At 28.9% G+C, this 12698-nt stretch carries 13 protein-coding genes, 1 rRNA gene and 1 other annotated feature; of the genes, 2 read left to right on the plus strand and 12 right to left on the minus strand.

Annotated elements, in window-relative coordinates; all coding sequences use genetic code 11:
* Nucleotides 1–24 precede the first annotated feature (24 nt).
* The 3 genes from metG to IC173_RS13880 form a co-directional block, all read right to left on the minus strand.
* On the minus strand, nt 25–1962 hold the full coding sequence (gene metG, locus IC173_RS13870; protein WP_227825268.1) for a methionine--tRNA ligase: 1938 nt from the start codon (nt 1960–1962) through the stop codon (nt 25–27).
* A gap of 82 nt (nt 1963–2044) precedes the next feature.
* Nucleotides 2045–2293, minus strand: a binding site (T-box leader).
* Nucleotides 2294–2358: 65 nt separating this feature from the next.
* Complete coding sequence (locus IC173_RS13875; RefSeq protein WP_227855723.1) at nt 2359–2880, minus strand: nucleoside recognition domain-containing protein; 522 nt, start codon at nt 2878–2880, stop codon at nt 2359–2361.
* Nucleotides 2881–2895: 15 nt separating this feature from the next.
* A complete protein-coding gene (locus IC173_RS13880; protein WP_227436375.1) occupies nt 2896–3480 on the minus strand; it encodes a nucleoside recognition domain-containing protein in 585 nt (194 codons plus the stop codon).
* Nucleotides 3481–3611: 131 nt separating this feature from the next.
* Here IC173_RS13880 and IC173_RS13885 point away from each other — a divergent pair, with 131 nt between their 5' ends.
* Entirely contained in the window at nt 3612–5042 is a 1431-nt protein-coding gene (locus IC173_RS13885) for a nicotinate phosphoribosyltransferase (RefSeq protein ID WP_227436377.1), read from the plus strand.
* Nucleotides 5043–5079: 37 nt separating this feature from the next.
* Nucleotides 5080–5508, plus strand: a complete 429-nt coding sequence (locus tag IC173_RS13890; RefSeq protein WP_021386461.1) for an Lrp/AsnC family transcriptional regulator — start codon at nt 5080–5082, stop codon at nt 5506–5508.
* A 186-nt stretch (nt 5509–5694) separates the two neighbouring features.
* On the opposite strand, the gene IC173_RS13895 is transcribed toward IC173_RS13890, so the two are convergent.
* From IC173_RS13895 to rrf, 9 genes are all read right to left on the minus strand, one after another.
* Nucleotides 5695–6399: an HDIG domain-containing metalloprotein gene (locus IC173_RS13895; protein ID WP_227855724.1), complete on the minus strand. Its 705-nt coding sequence runs from the start codon at nt 6397–6399 to the stop codon at nt 5695–5697.
* Between the two features lie 22 nt (nt 6400–6421).
* Nucleotides 6422–7255 (minus strand): 16S rRNA (cytidine(1402)-2'-O)-methyltransferase, encoded by an 834-nt coding sequence (rsmI, locus tag IC173_RS13900; RefSeq protein ID WP_227436381.1) that lies wholly within the window; start codon nt 7253–7255, stop codon nt 6422–6424.
* Nucleotides 7256–8008, minus strand: a complete 753-nt coding sequence (locus IC173_RS13905; protein WP_227855725.1) for a tRNA1(Val) (adenine(37)-N6)-methyltransferase — start codon at nt 8006–8008, stop codon at nt 7256–7258.
* A gap of 76 nt (nt 8009–8084) precedes the next feature.
* Nucleotides 8085–8978: a stage 0 sporulation family protein gene (locus tag IC173_RS13910; RefSeq protein WP_227436386.1), complete on the minus strand. Its 894-nt coding sequence runs from the start codon at nt 8976–8978 to the stop codon at nt 8085–8087.
* A complete protein-coding gene (locus tag IC173_RS13915; RefSeq protein ID WP_227855726.1) occupies nt 8975–9910 on the minus strand; it encodes a DNA polymerase III subunit delta' C-terminal domain-containing protein in 936 nt (311 codons plus the stop codon). The genes IC173_RS13910 and IC173_RS13915 overlap by 4 nt, the downstream gene beginning before the upstream one ends.
* A gap of 2 nt (nt 9911–9912) precedes the next feature.
* Nucleotides 9913–10602 carry a dTMP kinase gene (locus tag IC173_RS13920; protein ID WP_227436391.1) on the minus strand — a complete coding sequence of 230 codons (690 nt, stop codon included), beginning with the start codon at nt 10600–10602 and terminating at the stop codon, nt 9913–9915.
* Between the two features lie 97 nt (nt 10603–10699).
* A complete protein-coding gene (locus tag IC173_RS13925; protein WP_227436393.1) occupies nt 10700–12109 on the minus strand; it encodes an aminotransferase class I/II-fold pyridoxal phosphate-dependent enzyme in 1410 nt (469 codons plus the stop codon).
* 159 nt (nt 12110–12268) lie between these two features.
* Complete coding sequence (locus IC173_RS13930; RefSeq protein ID WP_227436395.1) at nt 12269–12460, minus strand: DUF378 domain-containing protein; 192 nt, start codon at nt 12458–12460, stop codon at nt 12269–12271.
* Nucleotides 12461–12581: 121 nt separating this feature from the next.
* Nucleotides 12582–12698 (minus strand): 5S ribosomal RNA (rrf, locus tag IC173_RS13935).

Genomic DNA, 12698 nt, shown 5'->3' on the forward strand with positions numbered 1-12698 from the left:
ATCTCCTTACTGTTTAATTGCCTATTAGCGAACCTCGCATCCATCCTTGGCACCTTGTGTAAATGGTAGAACATAAGGGTCACCATCATCTCCTGCTGCTAATATCATCCCTTGAGATTCTACACCTCTTAACTTAACTGGTTTTAAGTTACATACCACTGTAACCTCTTTACCAACTAAATCTTCTGGTTTATAGTATTCAGCTATTCCAGACACTATTTGTCTTGTTTCTGGTCCAATCTTAACTTGTGATACTAATAATTTATTTGCTTTTGGATGCTTTTCACAACTTATTATTTTTCCTACTCTAAGCTCTATTTTATCCAAATCATCAATAGTAATTTCTTCTTTATGCTCTAAAGGTTTTTCTTCTACTGGAGGTTTCCCAGAAAACATTTTAGTTAATTCTTCTATTTCTTTTTCTACATCTAGTCTTGGGAATAAAGGTTCGCCTTTAAACACTTTTACATTTTCTCCAATAAGACCAAATGTCTTTGTGCTTTCCCATGTAGTTATGTCATCTTTACCTTTTATTCCTATATGTGCATATATCTTATTAGCAGTTTCATTCATTATAGGATTTATTAGTGTTGCAATTATTCTTATAGATTCACATAAATTATATAAAACTGTATCTAATTCATCTTTTTTACTTTCATCTTTAGCAAGTACCCAAGGCATAGTCTCATCTATATATTTATTAGTTCTTCTAACTAGTTTCCATACACTCTCTAATGCTTCATGGAATTGCATTTTATCCATTTCAGCCTCAAAATTTTCTCTAGTTGATACAGCTTGCTCTTTTAAATCAGCATCAAAATCAGTTGAAGTTTTTACTGTTGGTATTATACCACCGTTGTATTTTTCAACCATTGCTACAGTTCTACTTACTAAGTTTCCTAAATCATTTGCTAGGTCATAATTTATTCTTGTTACAAAATTTCTATGAGTATAACTTCCATCTTGACCAAATGCAAACTCTCTTAATAAGAAATATTTAAGAGTATCTATTCCATATCTTTCTATTATTGGCTCTGGATAAACAACATTACCCTTTGATTTACTCATTTTATCATCAGCAAACAATATCCATCCATGACCAAATACTTGTTTTGGAACTTCTAAACCTAAAGCCATTAAAAGTGCTGGCCATATTATTGTATGGAATCTCACTATCTCTTTACCTACTATTTGAACATTTGCAGGCCAATATTTTTTAAATTCTTCATCATTATCTGTCATATATCCTAATGCTGTTATATAGTTACATAAAGCATCTACCCATACATAAATTACATGCTTTTCATCAAAAGGAACTTTTATTCCCCAGTCAAAAGTTGTTCTTGTTACACTTAAATCTTCTAGCCCTTTATCTAAGAAATTTGCCACCATTTCATTTTTTCTAGCAGCTGGGAAACAGAAACTATCGTCTTTAAATAACTCTTTTAATCTATCTTCATATTTAGATAGTCTAAAGAAATAAGATTCTTCTTTTACTAAGTATGTTTCTCTTCCACAATCAGGACATTTGTTTCCTTCTAATAGCTGTGATTCTGTCCAGAAACTCTCACAAGGAGTACAATATCTACCTTCATACTCTCCTTTGTATATATCACCTTGTTCATATAACTTAGTAAATATTTTTTGTATTATATCTGTATGTCTTTTTTCTGTTGTTCTTATAAAATCGTCATAAGATATATCCATAGTATTCCATAATGCTTTTATATCTTTTATCATTCCATCAAGGTATTCTATTTCTGACATTCCTTGTTCTATTGCTTTCTTTTGTATTTTTTCACCATGTTCATCTGTTCCTGTCAAAAACTTTACATCATATCCACAGAAACGTTTAAATCTAGCTATTGTATCTGCAGCTACTGTTGAGTAAGTATGACCTATGTGTAATCCTCCACTTGGATAGTATATTGGTGTTGTTACATAAAAACTCGGTTTGCTCATATTACTTACCTCCTAATTTTTTATCGTTCATAATTATATATATTTCATTTAAAATAATAAAAAATCGCCTCCTATGATTTAACATAGGGGCGAGATTATTCACGGTACCACCCTAATTCATCTATAACGATTATGTTTCACATGAAATGTAGAAATTAACTTTATAGATATCTTAGTAGACTATAACGTGCCCAACCGTTTTACCCTAGCATATATGCTCAGATAAAAAGCTCCAAGACCATCTTCAATAAATCTTTTTACACTAGCTTTCACCTAACCTAGCTCTCTGATAGAAAAAATACTTATCTACTCTTCTTTTCATAGCTTATAATTCATATTACAATTTATTTCTATATAATCACTATATTATAAAATTTTTCCCACATTGTCAACAAATTATACAAATATTACATAGCAAATAAAAACTGCTGCTATAACTCCTGCAACATGACTAATCATAGCGCATGACAATGTATGTCTAGTATTTTTTATCTTTAAACTCCCATAATAGATTGCCATTGTATAAAAAATAGTCTCAGAAGAGCCTACAATTGTAGCACCCATTTTTTCTACTAAACTGCCTATTCCAACTCTATGTGCAAGTTCGCTATACATTCCCAAGGCACCACTTCCAGATAAAGGTTTTACACTTATTAAACCTATTAATTCTTTTGGTATACTCATCATATTTGCTATTGGTGTAAATAACCATTCTAACATATCAAGACCTTTACCAGTTTTAAATATTCCTATTGCTAAAAATATACCTATTATATAAGGTAAAATATCCCATGCAACCTTTAAACCATCAATTGCCCCTTTTACAAAACTATCATATACATCTATTTTTTTATATTTACCATAAACTACTATGTACAAAATTATTACTGGTATAAGTAAGTTTGAAAATACTTCCATATATCTACATCCCCTTTATCTATATCTTCTTTGAAAAAATTTACATGTTATTATTGCTATTGCTGTAGATATTATGGTTGCAAATAAAGTTGTAAAAATTATTTCACTTGGGTTTTGAGCTCCCATATCCATTCTTAATTTAATTATAGTAAATGGAATTATCTGTATAGATGATATGTTTATTACCATAAACATAATCATATCATTGGTAGCTGTATCTTTTTTGTTATTTAAAGTCTGAAGCTCACTCATTGCTTTTAAGCCAAATGCTGTTGCACCATTCCCAGCACCCAACATGTTCAAGGCAATATTCATAACTATATAAGACATTGCTTTGTGACCTTTTGGAATAGAAGGAAACAATCTTCTCATTATAGGATTTAATTTCTGACCTATTTTTTCAATCAAGCCTGACTCTTTTGCAATATTCATTATACCCATCCAGAGTGCCATAATACCAGCTAGACTTATTGCAAATTCTATACCTTTTGATGTTTCACTCAATATAACTTTATTTAATTCTCCCATATTTTTAGAAATCAAACTTCCTATTATTCCTATTGATACCATGTAAAACCATATTTTTCCTATTATAATCAACCTCCTCTTTAAATAATTTTATGATAGTTAGGTAATACTTTATACTTGAAAGTTGTACTATATTATGTTTTAGTATAAGTGTGGGAGTTTTTATAATTTTTAATATTTAATAATAATTAAGGAGAGAAATAATGAGAAATCTAACACTTCTTACTGATTTATATCAGCTTACTATGTTAAATGGCTATTTTGAAAAAAATATTCACGAAGACATTGTTGTATTCGATATGTTTTTTAGAAAAAACGCTTGTGATGGAGGGTATACTATAGTTTGTGGTATTGATCAGGTTGTTGAATACATAGATAACCTTCATTTTTCAGATGAAGATTTGGAGTACTTAAAAAGCTTAAATTTATTTTCTGACAAGTTTTTAAAATTTTTGAAAGAGTTTAAGTTTACAGGAGATATTTATGCTGTTGAAGAAGGGACTATAATGTTCCCTAATGAGCCATTGATTACTGTTAAAGCACCCTTGTATCAAGCTCAACTTATTGAAACAGCATTGTTGACAATAGTCAATTTTCAATCTCTTATTGCTACAAAAGCATCTAGAGTTTGCTTTGCAGCTCAAGGAGATACTGTACTTGAATTTGGATTACGTCGTGCACAAGGTCCAGATGCAGGTATATATGGAGCTAGAGCTGCTGTAATTGGTGGCTGTTCTGGAACTGCAAACGTATTAGCTGGAAAGATGTTTGATGTTCCTATAATTGGTACACATGCTCATAGTTGGGTACAAAAATTTGATACTGAGCTTGAAGCATTCCAAGCATATGCTGATGTTTATCCAGATAAATGCCTACTACTTGTGGATACTTATGATGTATTAAATAGTGGTGTACCTAACGCAATAAAAGTCTTCAAAAATATTTCTGAAAAAGGATACAAACCTATGGGTATAAGACTAGACTCTGGAGATTTAGCTTATCTATCTAAAGAAGCAAAGAAACAACTCGATAGTGCTGGTTTTTCAGATATTAGTATAACTGCATCTAATGACCTTGATGAATACACTATAACATCACTTAAGGCAGAAGGAGCTACTATAAATTCATGGGGAGTAGGTACGAAACTCATTACATCTTTCGATTCACCTTCTCTTGGAGGAGTTTACAAATTAGCTGCATCTTGTGAAAAAGGAACTCTTGAACCTAAGATAAAGATTTCTGAAAATCCAGAAAAAATAAATAATCCTGGTTACAAGAAAGTTATAAGAATATATAACGAGGACAATAAAGCAGAGGCAGATTTAATTATGTTACATGATGAAGTTATAGATGAATCTAAACCTTTAGAAATCTTCCATCCTACATATACATGGAAAACGAAGACGTTTACAAATTATAAAGTTAAAGAGCTTCTTAAGCCATTGTATATAAAAGGAATATGCAAATATAATAAAAAACCTGTTCTTGAAATAAGAAATCATGTACAATATGAATTAAGTACTATCTGGGAACAATACAAAAGACTTTCGAATCCACACATTTACAAGGTTGATTTATCTAGAGATCTTTGGTATTTAAAAACAAAAATGATAGATTCTAAAAAAGTTTTATAGGCATTAATTATTTTTATTTAAGGGGGACTGTTTATTTATGGATGTTACAGATTACAGAATCATAGAAATTTTACAGGATGATGGGAGAATTTCTATGAAGGACTTAGGAAAAATAGTTGGTTTAACTTCTCCTGCAGTTTCAGAAAGAGTCAAGAGATTAGAAGAATCTGGTGTTATAGAAGGATATAAAGCAATTGTTAATCCAGATTCATTAGGTAGAGTTATAAAAGCGTTTATTCACATATCTCTTCCAAGTAATGGATATACAGAATTCATTGAGTCTGCTGGAAAGGACCCTAGAATTGTAGAATGTCACCACATAACAGGTGATGATTGCTTACTTTTAAAAGTTATTGTAAAAGATATGTATGAATTAGAAAACGTGATTGATACTATAAAGAAAATAGGTTCTACCAAGACATCTGTTATATTATCAACACCGATACAAGCAAAATCAATATTGTAAGATAAATTGAACATTAATGGTTTATTCGCTAATACACCATTAAATATTTTTAATAAAATTTTAAGTTTTGATGTAAAAAAAGTTGTCTTTTTTAATTCTATTAAAGACAACTTCTTTTAGGTTTTTAAAATTTGTATATTTTAAATTTAAATCAACTGTATAAGTCTTAAACTATATTAACTAACTTTATACATTTGTATAATTACTCTTATATAAGTAATTTGTTAGAATATATTCCATATAGGTCTTTAATACTCCTACTTCTTCGTCCTTGCCTAATAGTTTTATAGTAGATACTATATCTGCATATCCAAGTAATATTATACCTATAGTATCTTCATCTACTAAATTAAATACATTAGCTAACTCTTTTTTACTCAAATCATTTTTCTTATATAAAGATAAAAGTATCATATGATATCTTACATATTTACTTATAAGTTTATATGTCTGTATTGATAACTCTAAATTTGTACCCATATTATTTACTATTTGTGCACCTATTTTTTCATGATTTGTAAAATGAACTCTACCTGTTTCATCTAAAGTTACACTATCTGGCTTTCCTATATCATGTAAAAAGATTCCTAACTTTAATGCTTGTGACTTATTTATTTCATCCTCAATATATAAATTCAAATAATTTGACACATGTTCTCTCAAATGATTTGGAAAAAATTCTTTGTCATTTAGCACTACTTCTAATTCTTTTAATGCATTTATAGAATGTTCAAAACAGTTAACAACATGATATTTACATTCTCCTACAGATTTCATTGCTTTTACTTTAGGGATTGCTTTTTCTAGTTCATTCTTTTTATCCAACTCTATAAACGTTTTATGTGTATCTTTCCTTTTTAAACTCTCTATTATAATTTTTCCTATTTCCATAAAATCACCTCAGATTCAGGTTTTATAAATCCAGAACTTGTTTATAAACAATATCCTTTTTTAATTTTCTATCTTTACAAACTACTTTTATTGCATCTTTTTTGTTCATACCACTTTCAATTAACTTTAAAACATATTCTCTATCTGTAAGAGCATCATAATCTCTTTTTTCTGATTTTTCACCATAGAAACCTTCTACTATTAATACAAACTCTCCTCTTACTTCGTTTTCTTCAAATATTTTTATAACAGTTTCTATATCTTCTCTTATTATCTCTTGATATTTTTTTGTGAGCTCTCTATTTACAGAAATTTTTCTATTTCCAAGAATTTTAAGCATATCTTTTAGTGTATCCTTCAATCTATGTGGTGATTCATAAAAAATTATAGTTCTGCTTTCCTCTTTTATTTCTTCTAGCTGTTGTCTTCTAACTTTTTTATCTCTATCCAAAAAACCTTCAAAAACAAATTTATGTGTATCCATACCAGAGCCAACCAACGCTGTTACAAATGCTGTTGCTCCTGGTAATACTTCTATCTCTATATTATTTTGTATGGACTGTCTTATTATCTCTTCTCCTGGGTCAGATATACCAGGCATACCTGCATCACTTATTAAAGCTATGTTTTCTCCATCAATTAATTTATTGATTAAATAATCACCTTTTGAATCTTTATTGTGCTCATGATAGCTAGTCAAAGGTTTTGAGATTTCAAAATGATTTAAAAGCTTTATACTGTGTCTTGTATCTTCTGCCGCAATCAAATCTACTTCTTTTAAGATTCTTAAAGTCCTATACGTTATATCCTCTAAATTTCCAATTGGTGTTGGACATATGTACAATTTTCCACTCATCTATAACTCTCCTATATCTTCATTATTATATATTAATTTTAATTCTTCTGTATAATTACCATCTTCTCCATAGACATATAGTGGGGCTAATATCTTAAGCTCTGGTCTGCCATCTTTTACAAATTGAACCAAAACCAAATTAGGTGCTTTTTTAGGTCTTGGATGAACAAACTGAATAACTTTTGGCTCTAATCTGTATTTTCTCCCTAAAGTTATTATATCAACCAATCTTGTTGGTCTATGTATCATGAAAAATTTACCTCTAGGCATAACTAATCTAGATGCGGTCTTTATTACATCCTCTAGATTACATTTTACTTCATGCCTTGATATTGCTTTTTTATCATTTGGATTTTTTATACCATCAATATGCATATATGGAGGATTTGATGTAACTACATGATATCCATTAACTTCCAAAACTTTGTCTATTGATTTTATATCTCCATTTATAATCTCAACTCTTTCTTCCAAATTGTTTAGTTTTATAGAACGAGTTGCCATTTCATATACATCATCTTGTATTTCTACACCAATAATTTTCTTAGCTTCACTTTTACCTGCAATTAGAACTGGTATAATTCCTGTACCAGTGCCTAAATCAACAACTTTAGCATCTTTTTTTACTTTTGCAAAATTAGCTAATAAAACAGCGTCTATACCAAAACAAAACCCATTAGTATCTTGTATAATTTTAAGACCTTTTAATTGTAAATCGTCGATTCTCTCTGAATCTTTTAATTGTATGCCCATATATAACTCTCCTCAAATATTAGTAGCTCTAAGCATTAATTGCTTTAAAAAAGGTAGGAGAAGCCCTACCTTAAATTTAATCTTCTAATTTCTTTAACTCCTTTAGTGTAGCTTCATCTAATCCATCATTGCCCTTGCATTTACCACCACAGCCCTCACACTTTTTAGGCTCTTTAAGTATTTTTATATCTTCTCTTGTATATATTTTTACTGTTTTGTCTTGGAATTCCACTTTGATTTGTTCTAGCAAAGGATTTACCTCTACAACTTTTCCTTTTCCATCATCTGATTGCACCAATGCACCCACAACAGGCATTTTTTCTATTGCTTCACTATATACATCATGTTCATATTTTAAGCAACAGAATAATCTTCCACATATACCAGATATCTTTGTTGGATTTAAAGATAAGCTTTGGTCTTTTGCCATTTTTATTGAAACTGGTTGAAAATCACCTAACCAAGAAGAACAGCAAAGCTTTCTACCACAAGGTCCTAGACCTCCTATAGACTTTGCCTCATCTCTAACACCGATTTGTCTAAGTTCTATTCTAGTCTTAAATATGGCAGCTAAATCTTTTACTAATTCTCTAAAATCTATTCTACCTTCTGCTGTAAAGTAAAAAATCAATTTATTTCTATCAAATGTATATTCGCAATCTATTAAAAACATTGTTAACTCATGTTCTTTTATCTTTTGTTGACATAATTCAAAAGTCTCTTTTGCTTTTTCCTTATTTTCTAAATATATTTTCTTATCTTCTTCTGTAGCTATTCTTATAATTGGCTTTAAAGGAGAAACTAATTCGCTCTCGTCCATTTCTTTTGGCCCAACCACTACTTTACCATACTCTAAACCTCTTGCAGTTTCTACAACTACATCCATATCTTGCTCTATATTAAAATCAACAGGATCAAAATAATATATTTTCCCCGCACTTTTAAACCTAATTCCTACTATTTTTATCATTTAATCACCTCGTATATATTTAAAGACATAACTTGTATGCTTATATTGAAATTACAATTACTTTTAATTTTAGTCTTTGTACCTTCTATTATATCAATAATTTTAGATAATTGAGAATAACTAATTTTTCCACTCATGTTTTGGATAAAAACTAGCTTATCTATATTTATTAACATATCTCTATTTACATTTTCTTTTAATAAAATAATGTCTCTAAAATAGTTTATCATAATATCCAATAAACTTATAATCTGATTTCTATATTTCTCCATGTTATTTGGTATATTTAGAATCTCTACTATATTTTTATCTAGCATTATTTGGATATATTGTTGTATATCGTCCCTCATTACTGAAAACTCAGCCGACTGAGATAAGTCTAAAGCATTTTCAATACTACCTCTTGAAAAAGTGGCCAATATTTGGGCTCTTTCTTCTTCTATGCCCTTATTTATTAAATAAGTTTTTAAATCTGCTATTGGTATAGGCGAAAACTTTATTATGTCACATCTAGATTTTATCGTTTCTAATAATGATTCTTTATTATTTGTGACTAAAATTATTATAGCGTAAATTGGAGGCTCCTCTAATGTCTTTAAAAGGGCATTTTGAGCTTCTACCGTCATCTTTTCAGCATTATTTATTATATATATTTTATAGTCTTTATGAGGTCGTACTACTATATCTGATTGTAAGTTTCTAATCTGAGCTATTTTTATACTATTTCCATCTGGATTTATAAGTACATAGTCTGGACTATTTTCTAGATTTACATAGTCAAGTAACAATTTTGATAGCTCATCAGCAAATTTCTTTTTTCCTATTCCATCTATTCCTTCAAACATATACGCATTATTAAGTTTATTTTTATTTATAGAATTTATTAAATATTTTTTTGCAAAATCTTGTCCTATAATATTTTCAAAATACATATTTATCTCTCCATAGATTTTATTGAATCAAGAACTATTTCATAAACTTCATTATGTATACTTTCAATACTTCTTAATTTATTATTTGAAACACAATTTATTTTTTTCCAATCATATTTATCTGCTATATATAAAGCATTATTATAAGATTTCTTTAAATACTCTATATCACTTTCATGAATATCTTTCTCTTTTTCTCCTGTAATTTTGTTTTTTCTATTCTCCATAAGTTTTTCACTAAACTCAATAGGAACATCTAAAAATACAACACAATCAGGTTGAGGTATTTTAAATAAATTAAATTCATAATCAGCCAGCCAGTTAAGATATTCCTCTCTATCAGCAATGTCCATTTTAGAAGCTTGGTGCACCATATTAGAGGTTGTATATCTATCAGCGATAATTATTCCACCTTTATTATAAAATTCCTCCCAATCGGTTTTAAATGATGCATATCTATCCGCTGTAAAAAAAGTTGATGCTATATATGGGTCTACATCTGAGGCATTTTTACCAAAATCCCCTCTCAAATACATTTTTACCAAAGCAGATGATTGAGACTCATAATTTGGATATTCTACCTTCTTAATCATATAGCCTTCTTTTTTTAGTCTTTCATATAATTTTTTTGTTTGAGTTGCCTTTCCACTCGCATCTGAACCACTCTCTATAATTATTAACTTACCTCTCATTTTAATATCCTCCATCTAAACATTTTGCCTATTTTAGTATATTATTCAAATAAATTTATATATAAATATTCTATAGATTTTTCATAGTAATCCTACTTTATATATGTTCTAAATCTATTATTTCTATAAAATTTAAAGTCATATCTTTAAGTCCACTTATAACCATACCTTTAGAACTACAAAACTTTAAATAATCTATTATTTCTTTACTTATTATTTCGCCAGGAGATATTATATTTATCCCTGGTGGATATGGTACTATAGATTCTCCACATACTTTACCTATGCTGTCATATATTTTAACACTTTTTTTAGTTTTATAAAATGCTTCTCTAGGTGTTAATATTTTCTGTGGAATATCAACAGGATATTTTATGTTATCTAGCTTTGTAGATTTAAATTCTTTTATTACAATATCATCTAATGCCGTTTCTAAGCTAATGAAATCTTGAGTACTATTTCCTATTGTACAGATTAATAGAACGCCATAATAATTAGACAACTCTACCTGTATATTATATTTTTTTCTTAAGATATTTTCTAATTCATATCCTGTTAATCCTATATTTTTAGCAGATATGAACACTTTTGTTTTATCATTTGTACTATATATTTCAAGATTTTTATTAACATTATTTTTGAAATTTTGGATATTATCTAAAAGCTCTTCCATTAATTCCTTGCCTTTATTTTCATATATATCTACAGCCAATTCTAGTGAAGATAATAATAAGTAGGAAGGACTTGAAGATTCAGTAATTCTTAACATGTTTGAAATTTTATCTAAGTCAACTCTATCTTCCTGTACATGTATCATTGATGATTGAGTAAAAGATGGAAGTGTTTTATGAGTACTTTGTATAACCACGTCTGCACCTTGCTCAAGAGCTGTTTTAGGAAGTTTCTCACTAAGTCCTAAATGTGCACCATGTGCTTCATCTACTATTACTACCATATTTTTGCTATGTGCGTAATTACAGATATATTCCAAATCATATGTCATTCCATAGTATGTAGGATATGTAAGCAATATTGCTTTTGCATCTAAGTTTTTATCTATTATATCAATTACATTTATTACATTCACACCTTTTAAAATATTAGTATTTTTGCATATTTCGCAAGGAATATATTCTATATCTACATCACCCAAAATACATCCGTTTATAACAGATTGGTGACAGTCTCTATTCACAATTATTTTACTTTTAGGATTACACACTGACATTATTGCAGATTGGATGCCACAACTGCTTCCATTTATTAAATAATATGTATAATCACTTTTAAATACCATTGCAGTATTTTCTTGAGAGACTTTTATAATTCCTTCTGGGGAATGTAAATTATCTGTCCCTATTATCTCAGTTGTATCCATTTTATACAAATTTTCTAATACATTTATATATCCTAATTTTTCATATATTTTTCCCTTTTTATGTCCAGGCATATGAAAAGATATTACTTCTTTATTTACAATTTCACTCAATTCATTAATTATAAACATATATTACTCCTTTTTCCCTACTGTTACCACTTGTTTGAAAACTTCGATTCCTATCTATTTTACCATTAAAAAAGATACAAATTAATATTTTTATAAAATAAAATACCTCATTCTAAATATTTAGAATGAGGTATTTAATATAAAAAAGTAAAAATTGAATTATTCTCTGTCATCAGACATTAAACTTGGTATTAAATACAATCCAGCTAGACCCACAACAAAGTATATTATTCTACTTATCATTTCATATGTTCCACCGAAAATGCTACCTATTAAATCTGTTCCTAGAATACCAATTGCTCCCCAGTTAAGTGCACCAATTATAGCTAAAACTAAAGCAACTTTCTTCATTCATATCACTCCTTAAGAATTAAATTTTTATGATAATCCATAATTCCTGTGTTTAGTTTTCCCAAAATGAAAAAAGAAATACGTAATTTTTTTGTTTTTTTTGACAAAAATAAAAAAAATTACGTGGCTACGTCCTACTCTCCCAGGCAGTTTCCCACCAAGTACCATCAGCGCTAGAGAGCTTAACTTCTGTGTTCGGAATGGGAACAGGTGTATCCTCTCTGCTATTGTAACCACA

Origin of the sequence: Clostridioides sp. ES-S-0048-02, from assembly GCF_020658495.1 — a bacterium.
Classification (GTDB): Bacteria; Bacillota; Clostridia; order Peptostreptococcales; family Peptostreptococcaceae; genus Clostridioides.